Genomic DNA, 24306 nt, shown 5'->3' with positions numbered 1-24306 from the left:
AGTAGCTCGTCAGTCCTAGATGGCCTCGCCGCGGCACCGAAGAAGGGTCAGCTGTGCGCGCACCTTGCCACGATAGCACGGCACATAGGATGGCTTCCGGGCGCCCCGCCCCGGGACGAACAGGTTCCGCACCACGAGGAAACGGGAAGCGACAATGACGATCAGCACCTTCGGTCCGCACCAGCTCGACGGGACGGTCCGGCCCCAGGACGACCTCTTCCGACACGCGAACGGCGTGTGGCTGAAGTCCTCCGTCATCCCCGAGGACCGTCCGCTGACGGGCTCGTTCACCGCGCTGCGTGACGCCTCGGAGCTCGCCGTCCGGGCCATCATCGAGGACGCCGCCGGCCGGGCAGCGGATCCGGCGGCGGACGGGATCGATGCGAAGCTCGGCGCCCTGTACGCGGACTTCATGGACACCGGGCGCATCGAGGCGGAGGGCGCCGCCCCGATCCTGCCCCTGCTCGAGCGCATCGCCGCGGTGACGAGCGTCGACGAACTGGTGGACCTCAGTGCCGGCCTCACCCGCTCCGGCGTGCAGGGCCTCGCGGCTCCCTACGTCAGCAACGATGCCGGCAATCCCGAACGGTACCTGCTGCACCTCTACCAGTCCGGGCTCGGGCTGCCCGACGAGTCGTACTACCGGGAGGACGGCTTCGCCGAGACCCGCGGGAAGTACGGTGACCTTCTCGCAACCCTCTTCGGGCTCGTCGGCAACGACGATGCTGTCGGAGCGGCTGCCCGGGTGCTCGCGCTCGAGACGCGCCTCGCGGCGTCGTCGATGGGCAGTGTGGAGCGGAGGGACCCCCAGAAGACCTACAACCTGGTGCAGCACGACGACGTCGCCGGCCTCTCGGGCCATCTCGTACCCTGGCTGAGGATCGTGACCGACGACCCGGACCAGGCAGGAGAGCTGGTCGTCAACCAGCCCGGGTACGTGCGCGGACTCGATGCCGCGCTGCGCGAGGAGGATCTGGGCACCTGGCGGGAGTGGCTGGCGAGCCGCGTGCTGCTGCATGCCTGCGACTACCTCGACGAGCGGTTCGTCGACGCCGCCTTCGCCTTCTACGGCACGCACCTCGCCGGCACACCTCGGCTGAAGGACCGGTGGAAGCGCGGCGTCGCCCTGGTGGAGGGTGCGATGGGCGAGGCGATCGGCCAGCGGTACGTGGAGCGGCATTTCCCTGCGACGCACAAGGAAGCGATGCTCGAGCTGGTGGGCAACCTGATCGCGGCGTACGAGTCGAGCATCACGGCCCTGACCTGGATGACCGACGGGACGCGGGTCAGGGCCCTCGAGAAACTAGCACGCTTCACCACCAAGATCGGCTACCCGGAGCAGTGGATCGACTACGGCCCGCTCGACGTCCGGCCCTCCGACCTCTACGGCAACGCCCTGCGCGCCGCCGAGTTCGAACACCGCCGGCAGCTCGACAAGCTGGGCCGGCCGATCGACCGCGGCCTGTGGCTCATGACGCCGCAGACCGTCAACGCCTACTACATGCCCACCATGAACGAGATCGTCTTCCCCGCGGCGATCCTGCAGACCCCGTTCTTCGACATCGAGGCCGACGACGCCGTCAACTACGGCGCCATCGGCGCGGTGATCGGCCACGAGATCGGCCACGGCTTCGACGACAAGGGGTCCCAGTTCGACGGGACGGGCATGCTCTCCAACTGGTGGAGCGAGCAGGACCGGGAGGCGTTCGACGCCCTCACGGGACGGCTCGTGGCGCAGTACGCGGCGCTCGAACCGTCCGAGGTGCCGGGCCAGGGCGTCAACGGCGAACTGACCCTCGGCGAGAACATCGGCGACCTCGGCGGCCTGGGCATCAGCTACCGTGCCTACCTCCTGAGCCTGGGCGGCGCCGAGCCACCCGTCGTCGACGGCCTCACGGGCACCCAGCGGTTCTTCCTCTCGTGGGCGACGTGCTGGCAGCAGAAGATCCGGCCCGAGGAGGCGAAACGGCGCCTGACCGTCGACCCGCACTCGCCGAACGAGTTCCGCTGCAACCAGGTGGTGCGGAACCTCGACGAGTTCCACGAGGCCTTCGGCGTGGGCGAGCAGGACGGCCTCTGGCTCGACCCGGCCGAGCGGGTCCGGATCTGGTAGGAGCCCGCGGCGGACCGGCGGGTCCGCCGCGCGGCTCTCCTCCGCCTAGAGGCCCGACGACGCCTGGCAGGTGACCTGGTCGGCGGTCTGGCCCTCCAGGTCGCTGCCGAGCGGCGGGGCGACGACCCTGGTGCCGGTCGCGAGGTCGGCGCCGACGAGCAGCTGGAGGCCCGCGGCCTGTTCGCTGAACACCACCTGGCTCCCGGGGATGCCGAAGCGCTCGGCGAGGTCGGCGGCGGCGGCATCGAAGCCGGTGCCGAACACGACCTGCGACACATCGGCCGGCACGGATTCCAGCGGCGAGTTCTGCGTGTAGCCGGCCTGGTCGAGGAGCTGCTGCACCGCGGCCGCCCGGTCCGTGTCCGTCGTGGCGTTGATGACGAGGACGGGCACGGTGGCCGGATCGACGGCAGGCGCCTCGGTCGTCGGGGAGGCGTCGGGCGCTGAGGGCGTGGCCGAGGGCTCCGGGGCCTCCTCGGTGAGGCCGCGGTCCTCCCGCAGGGCGTCGAAGAGCGGTGCGGCCGTCTCCTCGTCCAGCACCAGCCGGTTCGGGTCCTGGTCCCAGGGCGCGGTCGGCACGGTCACGAAGGCGATGTTGCCGAGATCGACGTCCTTCATGCGGTCTGCGATCTTGAGCAGTTCGGTGGGCTGCGACAGGCCCTCGTCGACCGTCAGGTTGCGCGTGATGACGTCGGCGATCGCGTAGAGCTTGGGCAGGTTCGTCAGCGTGCCCTCGGCCTGCACCTTGCGGGCCAGGGAGGCCATGAACGACTGCTGGGCCGCGATGCGACCGGTGTCGCCCCCGTCGCCGAAGCTGTGGCGCGTCCGCAGGAAGGCCAGCGCCTGGTCGCCCTCGACCTCGCTGGTGCCGGCGGGCAGGGACAGTCCGGAGAACTCGTCGTCGACGGGCTGCTGGACGCAGACCTCGACGCCGCCCACGGCGGAGGAGAGTTCCTTCACCGCGTCGAAGCCCGCCATCATGAAGTGGTCCACGGACAGGCCGGTGAGGTTGTTGATGGCGGCGACGGTGCAGCCGGGACCGCCCTCGTCGAGCGCCGCGTTCAGCTGGCCGAGGTCGAAGGCCTCCGAGACCTCGCCGGTGTCGGGGTTGACGCAGCTGGGCAGGGGCACCAGCAGGTCGCGGGGGAAGGAGACGACCGTGACGTCCTCGCGGTCGGCCGAGAGGGTGAGCAGCATCATGACGTCGGAGTTCCCCTCGCCCGAGGAGTCGCTCTCGTCGCCGTAGAACTCGCCGCTGTTCCCGGTGCGGGTGTCCGATCCCAGGATGAGGATCTGCAGCGGGTCGGTACTCGAATCGACGGGCAGGGCGGAATCCTGGTCCTCGGCGAGGTTGAGGGGCATCGTGAGGACGTTCGACTGCAGCCGGAAGACCTGCACCGCGACGAAGGCGACGACGGCCACGAGCACCGACGCCAGAACGATGGCCGTCAGCCTCAGGCCCCGGTGCCCCCCGCGCCGGCCGAGGTGCCGTCCGGGGCCCGTGGCGCCGGGCACGTCCGCGGGGGTCGCCTCGGAGGCATCACGGGCGCTGTCTGCGCCCTCGGTCGACGGTCGGCGGGTCATGCCCGGGCTCCTTCGGATGGAGGATGGTGGTCGGTAGTGGCGGTGGGCCGCACGCGCCGTCGCGCAGCGGGCCGCGACGGGGCGGCACGGAGGCCGGTCACCCGGCAGCGGCGGAAGAGTCCATGCGCGGGCTATCGCAGCCTATCGGCCCGTTCTGGCAGGACAACGAGCGGACCCGGTGAGTCGTGCCCCTAGAAGCCGAGCTTCACCAGCTGCTTGGGATCGCGCTGCCAGTCCTTGGCGACCTTCACATGCAGGTCGAGATAGATGCGGGTGCCGAGCAGGGCCTCGATGCCGCGGCGCGCGGTCGTGCCGACCTCCCGGAGCCTCGCGCCCTGCTTGCCGATGATGATCGCCTTCTGCGACGGCCGCTCGACGTACAGGTTCACGTGGACGTCGAGCATGGGGTTGTCCTCGCTCCGGCCCTCGCGCGGGATCATCTCCTCGACGACGACGGCGAGGGAGTGCGGCAGTTCGTCGCGGACGCCCTCGAGGGCGGCCTCGCGGACGAGCTCGGCCACCATGACGGCCTCCGGCTCGTCGGTCAGTTCTCCCCCGGGATAGAGCACGGGCGATTCCGGCATGTGCCTGCTGAACACCTCGGCGACCGTGTCGACCTGGAACCCGTCCGCGGCGGAGACGGGCACGATGTCCGCCCACCCCTCGGGACCCGCGACGTCGGTGCCGAGCTTCGCGACGGCGAGGAGCTGCTCGGTCAGGGCGCGCCGGTCCACGAGGTCCGTCTTGGTGACGACCGCGATCAGCGGCTTGCGGTTGAGCCGCGCGAGCTGCTCGGCGATGAACCGGTCGCCCGGGCCGATCTTCTCGTTGGCGGGCAGGCAGAAGCCGACGGCGTCGACCTCGGAGAGCGTGTCGGCGACGAGGTCGTTGAGCCGCTGCCCGAGCAGCGTCCGCGGCCGGTGCAGACCAGGGGTGTCGACGAGGACGATCTGGGAGTCCTCGCGGTTCACGATCCCGCGGATCGTGTGCCGCGTGGTCTGCGGCTTCGCCGACGTGATGGCGACCTTCTGCCCGACGAGGGCGTTCGTGAGGGTCGACTTGCCCGCATTGGGCCGGCCGACCAGTGAGACGAATCCGGCCCTGTGTTCAACGTCGCTCATGCTCTGCCTCTATCGTCTCTCGGTCGTCCTGCTCGGTGTGCTCTGGTGGAAGGCGGTGGGCGATCACGTGGGACACCCTGTTGCGGCGGCCCTCCACGCGTTCGGCCCGGAGGCCGATACCGTCAATTGTGACCTCCGAACCGACGATCGGCACCCTTCCGAGGGTCTTGGCCAGCAGGCCGCCGACGGTGTCGACCTCCTCGTCGTCGAGGTCCAGGCCGAACAGCTCGCCGAGGGTGTCGATGCCCATGCGCGCGCTCACCCTGTACTCGCCGTCGTCGAGCCGTTCCTGCTCCGGGACCTCGGAGTCGTACTCGTCCACGATCTCGCCGACGATCTCCTCGATGAGGTCCTCGAGCGTGACGAGCCCGGCGGTGCCGCCGTACTCGTCGATGACGATGGCGACGTGCGTGGACTCGCGCTGCAGTTCCCGCAGCAGGTCACCCACGGGCTTCGACTCGGGTACGTACCGGGCGGGCCGGCATGCGGCGTCGACGGGTCGCGAGAGGTTCGTCGCCGCACGCCCGTGGAGGTTCGCCACGACGTCCTTCAGGTACAGCAGGCCCCGGATGTCGTCGGAGCTCTCACCGATCACGGGGATGCGGGAGTACCCCGAGCGGAGGAACAGGGACATCGCCTGGTCGAAGGTGGACCCGGTGTCGATGGTGACCATGTCGGTCCGCGGGACCATCACGGAGCGGACCTTCGTGTCGCCGAGCTCGAACACCGAGTGGATGAGCTCCGCCTCGTTGTCCTCGATCATCTCGGCGTCCGAGGCGCGGGAGAGGAGTTCACGGAACTCCTCCTCGGTGAAGAAGGCGGCCTCGTCCCGGCTCGCGCCCGGTGTGATGGAACTGCCGATCCGCACCAGCCAGCGCGGGATCGGTCCGAGGATCGCACACAGGAAGGCCACGAGACCCGCGGTGAACCGGACGACGGCGGGTGCGTGCATGCGGCCGAGCTGGCGCGGGGAGACGCCGACGATCACGAAGCCGACGGCCGCCATGACGGCGGTGGCCAGGAGCCCGGCGAGCCAGATGCTGTCGAGCAGGTCGTGGAACAGGATGGCGACGGCGACGGCCCCGGCCATCTCGAACCACACGCGCCAGAAGCGCAGGGCATGCATGTGGGCGACGGGCGCATCGAGGATGCGGCGCAGCGACGAGGTGCGCGACTCCTGCAGGAGTGCCTCGCCGTCCTGGCGCGGGAGATAGCTGAAGGCTGCTTCCGCGGCGGTGACGAGGGCGGCGGTGAGGGCGAAGAGCAGGGCCATGAGCCCGAGGAGCCAGATGGTCAAGCGCGGGTCTCCTGGGGGGCGGTGCCACCGAGGAAGCCGGCGAGGAGCTGGCGCTGGAGGCCGAACATCTCCTTCTCCTCCTCGGGCTCCGCGTGGTCGTAGCCGAGGAGGTGGAGCACGCCGTGGGTGGTCAGCAGGAGCAGCTCGTCGTTCGTGCTGTGCCCGGCTGCAGCGCCCTGGGAGGCCGCGACCTCCGGGCAGAGGACGATGTCCCCGAGGAGGCCGGCAGGGGTGACCCGCCCCGGCGTCCCCGGGCGCAGCTCGTCCATGGGGAAGGAGAGCACGTCCGTGGGGCCCGGCTCGTCCATCCACTCGACGTGCAGCTTCTCCATCGCGGCGGTGTCCACGAGGATGATGGAGAGCTCGGCCTCGGGATGCAGGAACATCGATTCGAACAGGTAGTTGGCGAGGCGGACGAGCGACTCCTCGTCGACGTCGTACCCCGACTCGTTGTTGACCTCGACGCTCATCGGCTGCCGACCGGCCGGGCGGTGCGTGCCTGGCCGGCGCGCTGCGCCTCGTCCCAGGCGCTGTAGGCGGTCACGATGTCGCCGACGAGGCGGTGCCGGACCACGTCACTGGAGTCGAGTTCGCTGAAGTGGACGTCGTCGACGTCGCGGAGGATCTCGCTGACGATCCGCAGCCCGGAACTCGTCCCGCTCGGGAGGTCCACCTGGGTGACGTCGCCGGTCACGACCATCTTCGAGCCGAAACCGAGGCGCGTGAGGAACATCTTCATCTGCTCCGGCGTCGTGTTCTGGGCCTCGTCGAGGATGATGAACGCATCGTTGAGCGTCCGGCCGCGCATGTAGGCGAGCGGGGCGACCTCGATCGTGCCGGCGGCCATGAGGCGCGGGATCGAGTCCGGGTCCATCATGTCGTGCAGGGCGTCGTACAGCGGACGCAGGTACGGGTCGATCTTGTCGTTGAGCGTCCCGGGCAGGAAGCCCAGCCGCTCCCCCGCCTCGACGGCGGGGCGGGTGAGGATGATCCGGTTGACCTCCTTCTGCTGCAGCGCCTGCACGGCCTTCGCCATCGCGAGGTACGTCTTGCCGGTACCGGCCGGACCGATCCCGAACACGATCGTATTGCGGTCGATCGCATCCACGTAGGTGCTCTGGTTCAGCGTCTTGGGGCGGATCGTCTTGCCGCGCGAGGAGAGGATGTTGACGGACAGGACCTCCGAGGGCCGGGCCGCGCTCTGCGTCCTGAGCATGGACACGAGCTGCTCGAGGACCTGCGGTGAGACCGTCGCGTTGTTGCTGGCCATGGTCTGGATCTCGCCGACGAGGCGCTCGGTGCGGAGCACGTCCGCCGAGGGCCCGGTGATGGTCAGCTCGTGGCCCCTGGCCTGCAGCCCCACGCCCGGGAACGAGTCCTCGATCAGGCGGAGGGCCTCGTCGTTCGAGCCGAGTGCCTGCACCATCTGCTCCGTCGAGTCGAAGACGAACGTCCTGGTGTCCAGCCCTGCGGCGTTGATGCCTGTTGAAGATTCGCTCATAGCTCGGCCGTCCGGCCTTCGATCGCCCTCATTCGAGTAGTCGTACACGTCGTGGTGGTGGTTCTGCCGGGCACGGGTCCCGCCCCGCGCGAGGCGCGGACGAACTGTGGCAGAGATGCCAATCCTACGCCATACCCCTTTTCCCCTCCCCTGTGTCAACAGGGGAGGGAGGCCCTTGATTCCCGGCGGGAGGACCGGTGGCGCGCGAGCCGGGGCAGCGCTCGCCGGCGGCCGGGTACCCCCCGGCGTTCATCGCGAATCAGCAACGTCTTCGTATCGATCGGGTTTCAGTCCCGGGCGCTGCACGTATTCGGGCGGGTGCGTACGGCCGCCCTGTGCCAAGCTGAAAAGAGGCCCGGCGGAGCGGACCGCAGATCGGTCCTCGCCCGCATCGACTCCGAGCGTCGATGTCCGCAGGACCGCGAATATTCCAGGAATCGACCCGCGCCCCGGCGCGCCCGACGGAAGGGGGCCGGCATGAGTGAGCAGGACCCCCTGAAGAGGAGCCGCCTCGGACTGCGCGGCATCCTCCTCGCCTCCGGTGGGGTGCTCCTCGTCGGCAGCGTGTTCGTGGTCCCGAATGCCGGGCTGCTCCAGGGCGGCGGGCCGACGACGGCGATCGCCGAGACCCTGGCGACGGTCTCCCCCGGCGAGGATCCCGGCCCCTCGGACCCTGCGATCCGGAACCAGGGTGCTGCTGCGGGCCCCGCCGAAGCGGCACCGGCGCAGGCACTGGTGCCCGTGTACTGGCTGGGGGACGTCGAGGGCAGCGACCGCCTGTTCCGCGAGTTCCTCTCCGCCCCGGAGGGCTCCACCGGCGACCCGATCGCCGACGCCGTCCGGCTCATGACCGCCGGTCGGCCCCTCGATCCCGACTACCGTTCCCCCTGGCAGCAGGCCTCGAGCGTGCGGTCGGCGATCTCGACGAAGAACGTCATCACCCTCGACATCTCCTCCGACGCGTTCTCCCCCCGCCTCGACGAGGACGCCGCCCGCCTTGCACTGCAGCAGCTCGTCTACACGGCGACGGCCACAGCCTCGAATGCGGGCCTCATCCCGGGCGGGGAGTCGAGTTCCGTCGTCGTGCTGGTGGACGGGGCGGCCGACGTCCGCGCGTTCGACGCCATCGACCTGGTCGGCGAATGGACCCGCGACACGACGGCACTCGCCCCCGTCTGGATCATCGACCCCCAGGAGGACGTGGAGGCGGATACCGCCGGGCTGATCATCCACGGTGTCGGCCCGTCCTCGGAGGAGTCCGTCGCCTGGCGGATCGACCGCAGCGAGGACGGCTCGGCGGACGGCCCGAGGGGACTGTTCCGCGACGGGTCGGTGGACATCGCACCGGAGGACGGCGCCTACTCCTTCTCCGTGACCCTGCCCCCGGGGCGGTACGACATCACGGTGTCCGTCCCCGCCGGGGACGCCGAGGCGCGTGACTCGAAGACCGTCGTCGTCAGGTGACCGCCGCCGGGTTCCCGCCCGGCGGGCCTGCTACCAGCGGTCGAGCAGGTGGTTCAGGAGGACCAGTGCGGCCGGACCGGCCGACGACGAGCGCAGGACGTGCGGTCCGAGGCGCGCCGTCCCCGCTCCGACGGCGCGGAGCTTCCCGAGCTCGGCGTCGCTGATGCCGCCCTCGGGTCCGACGACGACGGCGGTCGAGGACGGCACCTCGAGCCCACCGGCGGCGCGCAGCGCCGACACCTGCTCGGCGAGCGACGCGTCCGCGTCCTCGTGGAGGACGACGAGGCGGTCCACCGACGACGCCCATGCGGCCAGCCGCGAGGTGTCCATCACGTCGTGCACGTGGGGGACGAACGAGCGGCGGGACTGCTTCGCGGCGGCGCCCACGAGCGACACCCACTTCTGCCGGCCCTTCTCCGCCCTGTCGCCCCGCCAGCGCACGATGCTGCGTTCCGCGTGCCACGGGACGACGGCGTCGACGCCGAGCTCCGTGGCCGCCTCCACGGCCTGCTCGTCACGGCCGCCCTTGGCGAGAGCCTGCACGAGCACGAGACGATGCAGGGGTGCCGGGTCCTGGCCCGCCGTCTCGACACGGAGCTCGACCGTCCCCGCGCCGACCGCCGTGATGACACCGCCGAGGCGGTAGCCGGCGCCGTCGGAGACGTCGATGTGCTCCCCCGGAGTGAGCCGCCGCACGGTGGCGGCGTGGCGCCCCTCGTCCCCGCCGAGGACGAACAGGGCGCCGGGCACGGCAGCCCGGACCGGGTCACCCGGCCCGAAGAACAGGGGTCGCGTCATGCTCAGCGGTTCCCGAGGCGCTCCCGCAGGCGCGCGAACACGCCCGAACCGCTGCTGGCGAGCTGTCCGTCCGTGTACTCCTCGCCGCGCAGCTCCGCGAGCCGGCGCAGGAGCTCCTCCTGCTGGTGGTCGATGTTGCGCGGGGTCTCGACGTTCAGGTGGACGCGGAGGTCTCCCCTGCCCTGGCTCCGGAGGTGCGTGACCCCGAGTCCGCGGAGCGTCAGGATCTCACCGGACTGCGTGCCGGGCTTGATCACGAGTTCCTGGTCGCCGTCGTACGTCTCCAGGTGCACGCTGGTGCCGAGCGCGGCCGCCGTCATGGGGACGCTCAGGGTCACGTGCAGGTCGTCGCCGTCGCGCAGGAAGGTCGAATCGGTGTTGACCCGGATCTCCACGTACAGGTCGCCCTGGGGTCCGCCGGCGATCCCGGCCTCGCCCTGCCCGGCGAGCTGGATGCGCGTGCCGGTACCCACGCCGGCGGGGACCTTGATGGTCAGGGTGCGCCGGGCGCGGATGCGGCCCTCGCCGCTGCACTCGTGGCAGGGGCTGGGGATCACGGTGCCGTAGCCCTGGCAGGTGCCGCAGGGTGCGCTCGTCATGACCTGCCCGAGGATGGACCGGACCGCGCGCTGGACCTGGCCGGACCCGCCGCAGATGTCGCAGGTCCGGACGGACGTGCCGGGCTGGCAGCAGGTGCCGTCGCACGTGGGGCACACCTCCGCGGTGTCCACCTCGATCTTCTTGTTGGCGCCGAAGACGGCGTCCCTGAGGTCGATGCGCACGTTGATGAGGGCGTCCTGCCCACGGCGTGTCCGCGACGGGGCGCCGGCCTGCTGCCCTCCGCCGCCGAAGAAGGTCTCGAAGATGTCCTGGAACGCGAACCCGGAGCCCGAGTAGCCGGCGCCGTACCCGTTGTCGGTCCCGTTCTCGTTGCCCGTCGTGTCGTAGACGCGGCGCTTCTGGGGATCGGAGAGCACCTCGTAGGCGTGCGTGACGCGCTTGAACTCCTCGGCGGCGTCGTCACCGGTGTTCACGTCCGGGTGGAGCTTGCGCGCCAGCTTGCGGTACGCCTTCTTGATCTCCTCGCCGGTCGCGCCCTGCGCGACCCCGAGGACCTCATAGTGATTACTCACTCGTGCACATCACTTCCTGTTGGGAACTTCTGTCTCTGCTCGCCGGTACGGCGGAAATGCGGGGGCGCCCCGGGAGGCGCCGGCCTACTCCTCGAGGACCCTCGAGAGGTAGCGGGCGACGGCGCGCACGGCGGCCATCGTCGTCGGGTAGTCCATGCGGGTGGGCCCGAGGACGCCGAGCTTCGCGCCCGCGTCCGGTCCGTAGCCCGTCGCCACGACGGAGGCCCCCGACAGGCCGCCGTACGGGTTCTCGCTCCCGATCCTCACCGAGATGCCCCGGGCGTCGTACTCCATCTCGGAGAGGAGCCGCAGCATGACCACCTGCTCCTCGAGTGCCTCGAGGACGGGGCCGATGCTCAGCGGAAAATCGCCGGTGGACCGGGCGAGGTTCGCCGTCCCGGCCAGCAGGATCCGGTCGTCGCGGCCGAGCCCTGCGAGCTGCTCCAGCGTCCTGATGATCGTACCCCCGTGGGCCCGCAGCGGAGGGGGCAGCTGCGACAGCGCCCCACCGAGCTCGGCGGGCAGCACCGACAGCTTCACACCGGACACGGCCGAGAGGATCCGCTGCCTGAGCTCCGCGAGCTCGGTCTCCTGGATCGCCGCCGGGGTGCGCACGATGCGCTGCTGGACGGTGCCGTTGCTGGCGATGAGGACGACGAGGATCTGCTGCGGAGCGAGCAGCACGAACTCTATGTGCCGGACCGACGCTCCGCCGACGCGCGGGAACTGGACGACGGCGACCTGGTTGGTGAGCTGCGCGAGGAGCCGCACGGTCCGGTCCATCACGTCGTCCAGGTCGTCGGCACCCTCCAGGAGCGTCTGGATGGCCTTCTTCTCGGCGGCCGAGAGCGGCTTCACCTCGGAGATGCGGTCGACGAAGAGGCGGTAGCCCTTGTCCGTGGGGATGCGGCCGGAACTGGTGTGGGGGGCCGCGATGAGCCCCTCCTCCTCGAGGACAGCCATGTCGTTGCGGATGGTGGCGGACGAGACGCCCAGCCGGTGGCGGTCGACGAGGGCCTTGGAGCCGACGGGCTCCCGCGAGTGGACGTAGTCCTCGACGATGGCCCGGAGCACCTCTAGGCGTCGTGGTTCACTCATTCCTGTGTCACCTCCGGGTCCGCTCCTGACGACTGCGCTTCACGGGTGGTTCCGAACGGTTAGCACTCGACACACCCAAGTGCCAAGTCTAGTACGTCGGCACCGATTGTTAGCATTGGGGACCGGGCCGCGGCAGACCGCCGGAGCCCCCACGGGAAGGACACGCTCGGCATGGAGTACGGCTGGGGAGCACAGGACATTGCGGCTCCGAAGCGGGCCGTCCTGCCCGACGTCCCGGTCGAGAAGGACATGGTCCTGGAGGACGTGCAGAGCGGTTTCGTCGGTGCGGTGGTCCGCGTCGAGAAGTCCGGCGGACTGCACGTCATGGTCCTCGAGGACCGGCGCGGGAAGACGCGCACCTTCCGGCTCGGCCACGGATTCCTCCTCGACGGCGCGCCCGTGCACGTCGTCGCCCCCGTCGTGCGGGCGGCACCCGCTGCCACGCGCACGGCGTCCGGCTCCCTCAGGGTGGACGGAGCACGTGCGAGGACGGCGCGTGCCAGCAGGATCTGGGTGGAGGGCAAGCACGACGCCGAACTGGTCGAGAAGGTGTGGGGCGACGACCTGCGGCTGGAGGGGATCGTCGTCGAGCCGCTGCACGGCGTCGACGACCTCGAGGGGGCCGTGCGCGCCTTCGGACCCGGGCCGCAGCGGAGGCTCGGGATCCTCGTCGATCACCTCCTGCCGGGGACGAAGGAATCGCGGATAGCGCAGCAGGCGATGACCGTGCCCGGCGCCCGCCACCACGTCCTGATCGTGGGCCACCCCTACGTGGACGTCTGGCAGGCCGTGAAGCCGGCCGCGCTGGGCCTCGACGCGTGGCCGGTGGTGCCCCGCCACCAGGACTGGAAGACGGGCATCCTCGCGGGTCTCGGCTGGCCGCACTCCGATCAGGCCGCCGTCGCACACGGCTGGAGGCGGATCCTCGCAGGCGTCAGCACCTACGCCGATCTGGAGCCCTCGCTGCTCGGCCGGGTCGAGGAGGTCATCGACTTCCTGACCGCACCGCCGGGGAGCGATTGAGCGGCTCAGCACCGGCCACCACGTATCCTAGAAGCACACTCCCGGGGAGAGTTCCCGCCAGCCACCGAAGGAATCGACGTTGTCCAACACTGCCGACCACCAGCACCACGGCCGGGGCGAGTCCCGCCCCGCGTTCGAAGGCACGCCGGCAACAGCCCTTCCGCTGACGGCCTCCGAGGACCGCCAGTTCGCCACGCTGGCGCACTTCGGCGGGATCCTGGGTTTCATCCCCTCCCTGCTGATCTACCTCATCTTCAAGGACCGCGGCCCGTTCACCGCCCAGGAGTCGAAGGAGGCGCTGAACTTCACGCTCCCGCCGACCGTCCTGGCCCTCGCCGCCTGGCTGCTGTCCCTCGTGCCGGTCGTCGGCGGCTTCTTCGCCGTCGTGAACGCCCTCATCTGGGTCACGATCACGATCTTCTCCGTCAACGCGGGGATCCAGGTCAACCGCGGACGCCCGTACCGGTACTCCCTGAACCTGCGCCTGATCCACTGAGCGGAGCCCCACACTCCACCGCAGCCGACGGTGCTGCCCTGCGGTGACCTCGCCGCCGAGCGGCTGTCCAACCCTGCGACCTGCGTTCCAGCCGCCCGGTGACCTGTTGTCCCGGGCGTGTCCGCCCCGGTCCCGCGCGGGGCGGACTCAGTCCGGAAGCAGTCTCCGCACGACGGCGTCGGCCAGCAGCCTACCCGGGAACGTCAGGACGACGCGGCCCGCGAAGGCGGCGGTCGCGTCGACCAGACCGTCCGCGATCAGGCCCGCGACGGCCCTGCGGCCCGTCGCCGTCAGGGACGCCGTGGGCAGCCCCTCGCGCAGCCGGACACGGAGCATGACGTCCTCGACGTAGCGGTCCTCGGCGGACAGCACCTCCCGTCCCGCTGCCGGTGATCGGCCCGCGTCGAGCGCGTCGGCGTAGGGCCGGGGGTGCTTCACGTTCCACCAGCGGGTGCCACCCACGTGGGAATGTGCTCCGGGGCCGGCACCCCACCAGTCGCTGCCGCGCCAGTACGCGAGGTTGTGCCGGCACTCGTCGCCCGGCGTGCGCGCCCAGTTGCTCACCTCGTACCAGTGCAGCCCGGCAGCCGTGAGCATCTCCTCGGCGAGGGCGTACTTGTCCGCGTGGTCGTCGTCGTCGATCGGCGGCACCTGGCCGCGCCGGATGCGCGAGGCGAGCCGCGTGCCGTCCTCGATGATGAGGGCGTAGGCGGAGATGTGGTCGGGACCGTAGGACAGTGCCGTGGCCAGGGACGTGCGCCAGTCCTCCAGCGACTCCCCCGGCGTGCCGTAGATCAGGTCCAGGCTCACGTGGAGCCCGGCATCGCGCGCCCACTGCACGGCCTGCGGGACACGCTCGGGCGTGTGGGTGCGGTCGAGCACCGCGAGGACGTGCGGCACCGCCGACTGCATGCCGAAGGAGACCCGGGTGAATCCGGCCTCCCGCAGGATGCGCAGCGATTCCGGTGTGACCGAATCGGGATTGGCCTCGGTGGTGACCTCCGCGTCCGGAGCCAGTCCCCACGTGGCTCGGGCGGCCCGCAGGATCGACGCGAGGTCCTCGGCGGGGAGCAGCGTCGGAGTCCCTCCTCCGAAGAACACCGTGGTCAGGGGCCGGGCCGGCACCCCGGACGCTGCCATGACGCGTGCTCCCAGGTCGATCTCGGCGAGCACGGACCCCGCGTACGCGTCCTGCGATGCTCCCCCGCCCAGTTCCGTCGCGGTATAGGTGTTGAAGTCGCAGTAACCGCACCGGACGGCGCAGAACGGGATGTGCACGTAGAGGCAGAAGTCACGGGACAGCGCCCCGTCGGCCGCCGCTGGAGGCAGCAGGCCGTCGTCGGGTGCGGGCAGGCCGAGCGGCAGTGCACTAGGCATGCCGGCGGGCCCCCTGGGTACCGTGCGGGGTCACTTCTTGGCTTTGTCCTTCGACTCGTCGGACGACAGCGCGGCGATGAAGGCCTCCTGGGGGACCTCGACGCGGCCGACCATCTTCATGCGCTTCTTGCCCTCCTTCTGCTTCTCGAGGAGCTTGCGCTTGCGGGTGATGTCTCCGCCGTAGCACTTCGCGAGGACGTCCTTGCGGATGGCCCTGATGCTCTCCCGGGCGATGATGCGCGCACCGATGGCGGCCTGGATGGGCACCTCGAACTGCTGGCGCGGGATGAGCTCGCGCAGCTTGCCCGTCATCATCACGCCGTACGCGTAGGCCTTGTCGCGGTGGGTGATGGCGCTGAAGGCGTCCACCTGTTCGCCCTGCAGGAGGATGTCCACCTTGACGAGGTCGGCCACCTGGTCGCCGTCGGCCTTCCAGTCGAGGGACCCGTAGCCGCGGGTCTTCGACTTCAGCAGGTCGAAGAAGTCGAAGACGATCTCCGCGAGGGGCAGCCGGTAGCGGATCTCGACGCGGTCCTCCGAGAGGTAGTCCATGCCGCCGAGCACGCCGCGGCGCTGCTGGCACAGCTCCATGATGGCGCCGATGAACTCCGACGGGGCGAGGATGGTGGCGGACACCATGGGTTCGCGCACCTCGGCGATCTTGCCCACCGGGTACTCGCTCGGGTTGGTGACCTTGACGGCGCGCTTGTCCTCGAGGGTGACCTCGTACTCGACGTTGGGCGCGGTGGAGATGAGGTCGAGGTTGTACTCCCGCTCGAGGCGCTCGCGCGTGATCTCGAGGTGCAGCAGCCCGAGGAAGCCGACACGGAAACCGAAGCCCAGCGCCGCGGACGTCTCGGGCTCGTAGACGAGGGCGGCGTCGTTCAGGGTGAACTTGTCCAGGGCGTCGCGCAGCACGGGGTAGTCCGTGCCGTCGAGGGGGTAGAGCCCGGAGAAGACCATGGGCTTGGGGTCCTGGTAGCCGCCGAGCGACTCCGCGGCCGGCTTGGCGAGGTTGGTGACGGTGTCGCCGACCTTCGACTGGCGGACGTCCTTCACGCCGGTGATGAGGTAGCCGACCTCGCCCACGCCGAGGCCCTTGGACGGCGTCGGCTCGGGCGAGCTGACGCCGATCTCGAGCAGCTCGTGGCTGGCACGGGTGGACATCATCTGGATGCGTTCGCGCGGGCTCAGCTTGCCGTCGACCACCCGCACGTACGTGACGACGCCGCGGTACGTGTCGTACACAGAGTCGAAGATCATGGCGCGGGCGGGTGCGTCCGGGTTCCCGGTGGGCGGGGGGAGGTCGCGGACGATCTTGTCCATGAGCACCTCGACGCCCATGCCGGTCTTGCCGGAGACCCTGAGCACGTCCTCCGGTTCGCCGCCGATCAGGCTCGCGAGCTCCGCCGCGTACTTCTCGGGCTGGGCGGCCGGGAGATCGATCTTGTTGAGGACGGGGATGATCGTGAGGTTGTTCTCCATCGCGAGGTACAGGTTCGCGAGGGTCTGGGCCTCGATGCCCTGCGCCGCGTCGACGAGCAGGATGGCGCCCTCACAGGCCGCGAGCGAGCGGGAGACCTCGTAGGTGAAGTCGACGTGCCCCGGGGTGTCGATCATGTTCAGCGCGTAGGCGGTGCCGTCCACCTCCCAGGGCAGCCGCACGGCCTGGGACTTGATGGTGATACCGCGCTCGCGCTCGATGTCCATCCGGTCGAGGTACTGCGCCTTCATGTCCCGCTGCTCGACGGCTCCGGTGAGCTGGAGCATACGGTCGGCCAACGTGGATTTTCCATGATCGATGTGGGCGATGATGCAGAAATTCCTGATGATCGCCGGATCGGTGGCGGCGGGCACCGGTGCGGTGCGGGCCATGGGTGACACGGAGGTTCCTCACTGTTACGGGACAGGGGCGGCATGCAGTCCGCAGCCGGCCGTCCTCTACGGCGGCCGGGGCTGGTGCGCGCCGTTTCGCTCCCCCCAGTGTCCCACGTGGCCGGACGGCGCCGGGAATCGTGCCGGGGCGTCGGCGGACGCCGTCGCACGTCGTCGAGGGTTCTGGAGATCGGGCGGGGTGCGGCAGCGGCTCGCTAGGATCTCGTGCATGGCCATGATGCGCTCCCTCCTGTCCCTGGCACGCCGTGTCCTCCGCGCCGTGGAGGACACACCGCCCGCGCGGGCTCCCGGAGGCCGTCCTCCACGGAGGCGGAATGCCTCCGCCGGGCGTGCCGCCCCTGCTCCCGGGCGTACCACCCCTGCTCCCGGCGCGGCAGCAGGGCGGCGGGCTGCTGCGTCCCTCGCCTACTCCCCCTCGAGCGACGGGAATCCGGATCCGGGAGAGATCGTGTGGATGTGGGTCCCGTACGAGGACGAACCCGCGCAGGGCAAGGACCGCCCGGTGCTCCTGATCGGGCGGGACGGTCGCGACCTGCTCGGCCTCATGCTGACGAGCCGCGACAGGAACAACACGCGCGAGCACGACGACGGGTACGTCGACATCGGCACGGGCGCCTGGGACCGGCAGGGACGTCCGAGCGAGGCGAAGGTCGATCGGCTCCTACGGGTAGCGCCCGACGCCATCCGGCGCGAGGGGGCCGTCCTCCCACGGGACCGCTTCGAGCGCGTGGTCGCGGCCCTGCCCGACGACCTGTTCCGGTAGACGCCTGCCGCGCACGGATCGACCAAAGCTCCAGTCTCGGCCCTACGCGGCGACCCGACCTCGTCCACCCCGTCCGAGGGAGCCGGAACGGGCCCCTCCCCCGGTCCGACGGATCGGGTCCCCCGGCTCTTTCTGGTAACCTGTATAGCTGTGTGTCCGCGCAGGTCTTCGGGCACTTTGGCCGATCGCCACACGGTATCCCCACGCCGTTCAGTCTCTGATCGGCCGAAATACCCTCACGACCAGTCCGCAATACAAAGAAAGTTCTCATACGTGGCAAATATCAAGTCCCAGAAGAAGCGCATCCTCACCAACGAAAAGGCGAGGCAGCGCAACAACTCGGTCAAGTCCGAGCTCAAGACCGCCATCCGCGCCGTGAACACGGCCGTCGAGGGCGCTGACAAGGATGCTGCTGCAACGGCGCTCCAGACCGCCAGCCGCAAGCTCGACAAGGCTGTCACCAAGGGCGTGCTGCACAAGAACAACGCAGCGAACCGCAAGTCGGCCATCTCCAAGAAGGTCAACGCGCTCTAAGCTGCGGATCCTTCATCGAAGGGCCGGTTCCCGAGAGGGAGCCGGCCCTTCGGCGTTGAGGTCCGCTGCCGGGGCCGACCTGTAGCGCGGCGGGTCAGCCGTCGCCGAGAGCTATGACCGTCACAGCCCGCTCCACGGCGTAGACCGGATCCCGGGCCTCACCCTTGACCTGCGCGTCGGCCTCCGCGAGTGCTCGAATGCACCGCGCCAGGGCGTCGGAGCTGAAACGCTGGGCTTCCCTGCGAGCCTGGTCCACCTGCCAGGGCGCCATCCCCAGCTCCTTGGCGAGTTGCATCGAGGACCCCCTGACGCCGTGCACCTTCGCGACGGCGCGCACCTTCATGGCGAGCGCGGCGACGATGGGCACCGGATCGGCGCCCGTGGCGAGTGCGTGCCGCAGCATCGACAGGGCCTGCGCGGTCCGGCCCGCCAGTGCCGCATCGGCGACCTTGAAGCCCGTCGCCTCCACCCGTCCGCCGTAGTACTTCTCCACCGTCTCCACCGAGACGTCGCCGGCGGTATCGGCCGCCAGCTGCTGGCAGGCGGCCGCGAGTTCCGGCAGCTGCGAGCCGACCGCGGCGACGAGTGCGCGTACGGCGTCCGTATCGATCCGGCGTCGCGCCAGGCGGAATTCGGTGCTGACGAACTCGGCCTTCTCCCCGTCCTTCTTGAGGGGCTGGCAGTCGACGATCGTCGCTTTCGCCGCCTTGACGGCGTCGAGCAGCTTCTTCCCGCGGTTGCCGCCGGAATGGCGCATCACCAGGACGACGTCGGGCGCCGGATCGGTGAGGTAGGCGAGCGTCTCGACCAGGAAGGCGTCATTCATCTGCGCCAGTCCCGCCACCTCGATGACCTTCCAGTCGCCGAAGAGGGAGGGACTCGCATGCATCATCAGGGTGCCGGGCTCGTAGGATCCGGCGTCGAACCGGACGAGTTCCGCGTCGGGCTGGGCTGCCCGGACCTGGCCGCGGATCGACTCTGCCGCCTTCGACGCGAGGTAGTCCTCGGGACCGGAGAGCAGGACGATCGCCGCCGGCGTGACCTCCCGCCAGGGTGCGGGGGCGGTGCTCGGGCCGCTGGTGCGGCCGGCCGGTGATCTTGTTGCCACGGGGCGGGCTTCCTTCCGTCAGGTGCAGTCCTACTGTGTCACGGCCCCGCGGTGCCTCAAAGCCGCGGCGCATCGACGGACCGGGGCCTTACCGCAGGGCCCTGACCTCGAGGGTGTCGCCCACCACGTCCACCACGAAGCTCCCCAGCTCATCCGTGCGCGCGGCGGCGATCCGCGTCCGTTCGAGGGCGCCGAGGATGGAGGGGTGCGGGTGGCCGTAGTCGTTGCCCTCCCCCACGGAGATCAGCGCGAGGCGCGGACGGACGGCCTCGAGCAGGTCGGTTCCGCCGTTCCTTGCCCCGTGGTGGGCGACCTTGAGGACCTCCGCGCCCTCACGCAGCGACGGTTCGGCGGCCAGCAGCGCCGCGGCGGCGTCCTCCTCCAGATCTCCGAGGAGAAGGATCGTGATCGGCCGATCGGAGGTCGGCACCTCGACCTCGAGCACCGCGCTCGCGTTGTTCTCCTCCGGAGGAGCAGCGCCCGTCGTGGGCCACAGGATGTCGACGTGGAGCGGGTCGAGGTCGAGTGCCGTGGTGCTGTCGAGTCGCTCCGCGACCACTCCGCCCGCGGCGGCTGCGCCCTGCACCTCCGACGGCAGATCGTCCTCGCCCGTCGAGTAGTAGAGGGCGGACAGGACCCGGCCCCGGACCGCACCCTCGACGCCGCCGTAATGGTCGTCGTGCAGGTGCGTGATGACCAGTGCGTCGATCACCTCGATGCGCAGGGCGTTAAGGCAGCGGTCCATCGCCGCGGGATCGGGGCCCGTGTCGACGACCAGCGCGTGCCCGGGCGTCGTCCTCACCACCACGGCATCGCCCTGGCCGACGTCGCACATCGTCAGGATCCACGAGCGCGCAGCCGGTGCCCCTCCGCGCCCCGTGAGGACGACCACGGCCACCAGGCACAGGAGGGCGCCGCAGGCGATCGCGGACAGCACCACGCCCCGCCGACGGCGGCCGGTCCTGCGCCGGGTCCCGTTCGACGCCGGGCCCTCCGGACGTGCCCGGTTCCGGAGCCTCGACCGGTCGGGACGCTGCCACCGGGCTCGGAGTGCACCCCGCCGGAGCACGAGCAGGAGCGTCAGGGACCCGAGGCCCGCGACGACGGCGCCTGGTATCCCGGGTGGCCAGGGCAGGGACGCCCCCGGGACGCCCGCCAGGGTGTCCGCGACACCCGCGACCCACCTCGTCCCCCACTGGGCCGCCACCACGAGGGATGGTGCCAGGACCGGTGCGGCGATCAGCGCGAGCACCGCCGCCATGCCCAGCAGGGTGATCGGGGGGACGGCGGGAGACGCCAGGACGTTCGCCGGCAGCGAGTAGACCGGGAGGGAGGGTTGGATCAGGACGAGGACGGGCGTGCAGAAGAGCTGCGCCGTCAGGGGGATGGCGAGCAGCTGCGCGGCGAAGCGCGGCATCACCCGCTCCAGGCTCTCCACCACTGCCGGGCCGACCGTGATGAGTCCGAGGGTGGCCGCGACCGAGAGCGTGAACGCGAAGGACACCGACAGCCAGGGATCCACCGCCAGCAGGACGATGATCGACAGCATCAGCAGGGTCAGGGACACCCTCCCCCGCCCCGACAGGACAGCGGCCACACCGATGGTGCCCATGACGGCTGCGCGGAGGACGCTCGGTTCCGGCCGGACCAGCAGCACGAAGCAGGCGAGGGCCAGCACTGCTCCGGCGGCGGCCGGAAGGCGCGGGAGGCGGGCCGTCCGTAGCCCGAGGAAGGCGAAGGCGACGACGTAGGAGCAGTTCGCGCCGCTCACGGCGGTGAGGTGGGTCAGGCCAGTGGTCTTCATGTCCGCCTCGAGGCCGGGGTCGAGCGCCATCCGGTCGCCGAGCGCCATCCCCGGGAGCAGGCCGCCGTCACGGTCGTCGTTCCCGGCCATGTCGCGAAAATGCGCCCGGAGGTCGGCCGTGTAGCCGAGCCAGCCCCCCGCCTCCGCGATGGTGGGGCTGCTCGCGGGCAGGAAGACGGCGCTCGCCCGGCCGATCCGATCAGCCGGCTTCGCGGTGCCCAGCACACGCACGGTGTCCCCCGTGCCGACTCCGCCCCACGGCTCCGAGCCCAGGACCACCACCGGGGTGGTCGAGGCGAAGGTGTCGCCGCGCAGCACCCCGCCGACCACGTCCGCGTTGACGACAAAGCGTGTCCCGCCGCCGAAGGCGCCCGGAGCGAGAGGGGACGGTTCGCCGGTGACGCGGAGGACCGCCGTGAAGGGAGTCTGTTCACGGACCGCGTCATCCACCGGTCCGGCCTCGGCGCGCGCGAGGGCCCCGCCTGCGGCCAGCAGCACCAGCGTCAGTGCGGCTGCCGGCGGAAGTGCCTGCGCTGCCGCCCGTGAGCGTCTGGGTTCCACCGGGGCGAGGAAGACCACGCAGGCCAGGGCCAGCCCTCCCGCAGCGGCGATCAGGCCGCCCGCTGTCGCTGCGGTCGCCCCGCCGTGGACGGCGACGGTGGCAGCGATCCATGCCGTGACAGCCGAGGGGACGAGACGTAGATCGCGCTGAGGCCGTATCCGGCCGGCGGAAGGAGCATCGTCCGACCGGACCTTCGCACGGCGCGGGCTCCTGCCGGGTCCGTGCCGGTCGATCGCCGCTGTCCGCGTCACCACGGCACGATGCCCGGGTCCATGCCGGTCGAACGCCGCCGACCGTCTCACCGCGCCACGATGAGGGGCAGCATGCCGTCGAGGATCGCCGGCCCGATCCCCGGCACGGCGTCGATGTCGGCCGGCTGGGCGAAGGGCCCGTGTTCGTCCCGCCAGTCGATGATGCGCTGCCCGAGAATCGGCCCCACCCGCGGGAGGGCCTCGATGTCGGCGAGGGTCGCGGTATTGATGTCGAGGACTCCCGGCGGGCTCCCGGTGCCCCCGGTGCCTCCGGTGCCTCCGGTCGAACCGACGGCCGCACCCGAGCCACCGGTTCCACCGGCCGTCCCACCGGCTGCTGTCCCACCCGGTGCGGGGACCTCCGCGTCCACCTGATCCGGTCTCGGCTCCTCGCCGACGGCCAGGAGGTGGACGTGCTGGCCGTCGGCGGGACTGGCTGCGAGGTTGATGCCCTCCAGATCGGCCTCGGGGAGCGCGCCGCCCACGTCCTCGAGAATCTCGAACAGACGCGTCCCCGCGGGCACCGTGACGACGCCGGGCGATACCACGGAGCCCGTCACGTAGACGACGATCGCATCGCCCCCTGCACCACGACCAGGTCCTTGCGCCGGCACCTGACCGGGCGGAGCATCGGCCGGTTGCGCGTTCCCCGGCGCGGTGCCGGAACCTGCCCCACCCGGCGGGCCCTCCCCGCCGCCCACTGCTGCCCCGCCGTGCACCGCTGCCCCGCGGTCCACGGCGCTTCCCTCACCGGCTCCCCCGCGTGGGGCTCCGCCGTCCGCTCCGCTATCTCCACCGGCGTCCAGCGGCACGGACAGGGCAGCGGCCGACGGCTCCGAACTCCGCATGAGGAACAGGGCGGCCCCGACCGCGAGGGCCACGCCGAGGAATACGAGCGCCGCGGAACGGGCGACCTTCCACTGCACACCCCGGTGTGCGGACGGGAACCCTTCGTCCGGTCCGGCCCAGGCGCCTGGGGCACGCGCGGGCCCGGAAGACAGACCTGGTCGGGGCGCGTACCCGTCCTCGTCCGCATCCTCCCGATCGTCACCGGCGGCCGCCCCGAAGCCCGCCCCGTAGTGCGCGTCGTGGGCGCCCGAATGACCATCCTTCCTGCCGGTCCCGGTGTCGTCCTCGCGGCGGTCGTCCTCGCGGCGGTCGTCCTCGCGGATACGGCCCCGGCGGAGCCCCTGACCGGTCCCGAACGCGCCGACGCCCGGACGCGCCGCGGATGGTGGCGGATCGAGAGCGTGGACGGGCGGCTCCCACGGGTCCCCGGCGGTCGGCCATCGGTGCTTTCCCATGACGCCACGCTAGGAGCCGGGGTCCGCCCGTCCGAGAGCCCCCGTCGCTATGTGGACATCCTGTCGCCCACTGTCCGCGGAACTCCTCAACGCGGGCTCGCCCGGCGCCTGCGGGACGTCCCTGCAAGCGGGACGTCGGGGCGACCCGGACGTCGGGGCGAGCCGGACGTCGGAGCGCAGTCGCCTATCCGGCGCTGACGGCGACCGCCAGGACGCCGAGTCCGGCGTGCGCGGCCAGCACCGACGGGCACGGCGCCGTCGACACCCGCCCGGACCCGGCCATGATCTGCAGCCGGTCGGCGAGTTCAGCGGCCTCGTCCTCGTTGCCGAAATGATGGACGGTCAGGTGGACGCCGCCGCTCCGGTCCGCCACGTCAGCCTCGACGAGCTCCTGGAGCCGCTGCATCCCGCGGGCCGCCGACCGCATCCGCTCGAGCGGCACCAGCCGCCCGCCCTGGACGCGCAGGATCACCCGGACGGAGAGCAGCGTGCCCAGCCATGCGGCAGCCGCCGTGATCCTCCCGCCGCGGCGCAGCTGCTCGAGGCTCGGGACGTAGAAGTAGAGGCTGGAGGTGCGCGCCGCGATGGCGGCGGCGGCGGCGGACGCCTGCAGGTCCCCTCCGGATGCAGCAGCCGCGACGGCAGCGAGGGCGGCCCGGCCCTGGGCCATGCCGGCGGTCCTCGTGTCGATGACCTCGACCGGGACGGCGGCGCGCGACGCCGCCAGGCGCGCTGCCTCGACGGTGCCGGACAGCAGACCGGACAGGTGCACGGAGACGATCCCGTCGTAGCCCTCGTCCGCCAGCCGGCCGTACACGCGCTCGAACTGGCCGGGAGACGGCCTCGACGTCCGCACGTCCGACCCCGCGGCGAGGGCCACCATGAGGGGCGCCGTGACGTCGTCGTGCTCGCCGGTCAGGATGTCGTCACCGACGAGGACGGGCATGGCGACCACGCACACGCCCTCGGCGGGGCCGCCGGGCGCGCTCCACCCGGGAGCGAACCCGGCGGCGGAGTCGGTGACGACGGCTACGCGCACGGGATGCTCCCCGTCCGCGGGGCCGCCGGAGCCGCGTCCA

20 protein-coding genes are annotated in these 24306 nt (G+C 71.1%); 6 read left to right on the top strand and 14 right to left on the bottom strand.

Annotated elements, in window-relative coordinates; translation table 11 throughout:
* Positions 1-154 precede the first annotated feature (154 nt).
* Complete coding sequence (locus tag ACX80K_RS02050; protein WP_459270203.1) at positions 155-2113, top strand: M13 family metallopeptidase; 1959 nt, start codon at positions 155-157, stop codon at positions 2111-2113.
* 45 nt (positions 2114-2158) lie between these two features.
* Here the strand turns inward: ACX80K_RS02050 and ACX80K_RS02045 are convergent, their stop codons facing one another.
* The 5 genes from ACX80K_RS02045 to ACX80K_RS02025 all read right to left on the bottom strand — a co-directional run bounded on the left by ACX80K_RS02045 (position 2159) and on the right by ACX80K_RS02025 (position 7616).
* On the bottom strand, positions 2159-3697 hold the full coding sequence (locus ACX80K_RS02045; protein WP_459270202.1) for an LCP family protein: 1539 nt from the start codon (positions 3695-3697) through the stop codon (positions 2159-2161).
* Positions 3698-3888: 191 nt separating this feature from the next.
* Positions 3889-4818 (bottom strand): GTPase Era, encoded by a 930-nt coding sequence (gene era, locus ACX80K_RS02040; RefSeq protein WP_459270201.1) that lies wholly within the window; start codon positions 4816-4818, stop codon positions 3889-3891.
* Positions 4805-6115, bottom strand: a complete 1311-nt coding sequence (locus ACX80K_RS02035; RefSeq protein WP_459270200.1) for a hemolysin family protein — start codon at positions 6113-6115, stop codon at positions 4805-4807. Before ACX80K_RS02035 ends, era begins: the two co-directional genes overlap by 14 nt.
* Positions 6112-6585, bottom strand: a complete 474-nt coding sequence (gene ybeY / locus ACX80K_RS02030; RefSeq protein WP_459270199.1) for an rRNA maturation RNase YbeY — start codon at positions 6583-6585, stop codon at positions 6112-6114. The genes ACX80K_RS02035 and ybeY overlap by 4 nt, the downstream gene beginning before the upstream one ends.
* Positions 6582-7616, bottom strand: coding sequence for a PhoH family protein (locus ACX80K_RS02025; protein WP_459270198.1), 1035 nt, complete (start codon positions 7614-7616; stop codon positions 6582-6584). The genes ybeY and ACX80K_RS02025 overlap by 4 nt, the downstream gene beginning before the upstream one ends.
* Positions 7617-8093: 477 nt before the next feature.
* Here ACX80K_RS02025 and ACX80K_RS02020 point away from each other — a divergent pair, with 477 nt between their 5' ends.
* Positions 8094-9080, top strand: a complete 987-nt coding sequence (locus ACX80K_RS02020) for a GerMN domain-containing protein (protein WP_459270197.1) — start codon at positions 8094-8096, stop codon at positions 9078-9080.
* 30 nt (positions 9081-9110) lie between these two features.
* Here the strand turns inward: ACX80K_RS02020 and ACX80K_RS02015 are convergent, their stop codons facing one another.
* From ACX80K_RS02015 to hrcA, 3 genes are all read right to left on the bottom strand, one after another.
* Complete coding sequence (locus ACX80K_RS02015; RefSeq protein ID WP_459270196.1) at positions 9111-9878, bottom strand: 16S rRNA (uracil(1498)-N(3))-methyltransferase; 768 nt, start codon at positions 9876-9878, stop codon at positions 9111-9113.
* A gap of 2 nt (positions 9879-9880) precedes the next feature.
* A complete protein-coding gene (gene dnaJ / locus ACX80K_RS02010; RefSeq protein WP_459270195.1) occupies positions 9881-11011 on the bottom strand; it encodes a molecular chaperone DnaJ in 1131 nt (376 codons plus the stop codon).
* An 84-nt stretch (positions 11012-11095) separates the two neighbouring features.
* Positions 11096-12109: a heat-inducible transcriptional repressor HrcA gene (gene hrcA, locus ACX80K_RS02005; protein WP_459270194.1), complete on the bottom strand. Its 1014-nt coding sequence runs from the start codon at positions 12107-12109 to the stop codon at positions 11096-11098.
* A 171-nt stretch (positions 12110-12280) separates the two neighbouring features.
* Between hrcA and ACX80K_RS02000 the strand changes: the two genes are divergently transcribed.
* Entirely contained in the window at positions 12281-13132 is an 852-nt protein-coding gene (locus ACX80K_RS02000; protein ID WP_459270193.1) for a DUF3097 family protein, read from the top strand.
* A 79-nt stretch (positions 13133-13211) separates the two neighbouring features.
* The gene (locus tag ACX80K_RS01995) at positions 13212-13628 is read left to right on the top strand and encodes a DUF4870 domain-containing protein (RefSeq protein ID WP_459270192.1); all 417 of its coding nucleotides are present in this window, start codon (positions 13212-13214) and stop codon (positions 13626-13628) included.
* Between the two features lie 147 nt (positions 13629-13775).
* Here ACX80K_RS01995 and hemW read toward each other — a convergent pair whose 3' ends face one another.
* Together hemW and lepA are read right to left on the bottom strand one after the other, a co-directional pair.
* Entirely contained in the window at positions 13776-15005 is a 1230-nt protein-coding gene (gene hemW, locus ACX80K_RS01990; protein ID WP_459270191.1) for a radical SAM family heme chaperone HemW, read from the bottom strand.
* A 30-nt stretch (positions 15006-15035) separates the two neighbouring features.
* The gene (gene lepA / locus ACX80K_RS01985; RefSeq protein WP_199278144.1) at positions 15036-16889 is read right to left on the bottom strand and encodes a translation elongation factor 4; all 1854 of its coding nucleotides are present in this window, start codon (positions 16887-16889) and stop codon (positions 15036-15038) included.
* 220 nt (positions 16890-17109) lie between these two features.
* Here lepA and ACX80K_RS01980 point away from each other — a divergent pair, with 220 nt between their 5' ends.
* Both ACX80K_RS01980 and rpsT read left to right on the top strand, forming a co-directional pair.
* The gene (locus tag ACX80K_RS01980) at positions 17110-17664 is read left to right on the top strand and encodes a type II toxin-antitoxin system PemK/MazF family toxin (RefSeq protein ID WP_459270190.1); all 555 of its coding nucleotides are present in this window, start codon (positions 17110-17112) and stop codon (positions 17662-17664) included.
* A 273-nt stretch (positions 17665-17937) separates the two neighbouring features.
* Entirely contained in the window at positions 17938-18198 is a 261-nt protein-coding gene (gene rpsT, locus ACX80K_RS01975) for a 30S ribosomal protein S20 (RefSeq protein ID WP_104179775.1), read from the top strand.
* A 94-nt stretch (positions 18199-18292) separates the two neighbouring features.
* Here the strand turns inward: rpsT and holA are convergent, their stop codons facing one another.
* The 4 genes from holA to ACX80K_RS01955 all read right to left on the bottom strand — a co-directional run bounded on the left by holA (position 18293) and on the right by ACX80K_RS01955 (position 24266).
* A complete protein-coding gene (gene holA / locus ACX80K_RS01970; protein WP_459270189.1) occupies positions 18293-19306 on the bottom strand; it encodes a DNA polymerase III subunit delta in 1014 nt (337 codons plus the stop codon).
* A gap of 88 nt (positions 19307-19394) precedes the next feature.
* The gene (locus tag ACX80K_RS01965; RefSeq protein ID WP_459270188.1) at positions 19395-21923 is read right to left on the bottom strand and encodes a ComEC/Rec2 family competence protein; all 2529 of its coding nucleotides are present in this window, start codon (positions 21921-21923) and stop codon (positions 19395-19397) included.
* A gap of 47 nt (positions 21924-21970) precedes the next feature.
* Complete coding sequence (locus tag ACX80K_RS01960; RefSeq protein WP_459270187.1) at positions 21971-23227, bottom strand: helix-hairpin-helix domain-containing protein; 1257 nt, start codon at positions 23225-23227, stop codon at positions 21971-21973.
* A 184-nt stretch (positions 23228-23411) separates the two neighbouring features.
* Positions 23412-24266, bottom strand: a complete 855-nt coding sequence (locus ACX80K_RS01955; protein ID WP_459270186.1) for a DegV family protein — start codon at positions 24264-24266, stop codon at positions 23412-23414.
* Positions 24267-24306 lie beyond the last annotated feature (40 nt).

Source organism: Arthrobacter sorbitolis (genome assembly GCF_054510995.1).
Note: the sequence above shows the minus strand (reverse complement) of the source record. Positions and strands in the feature narration are given on the sequence as shown.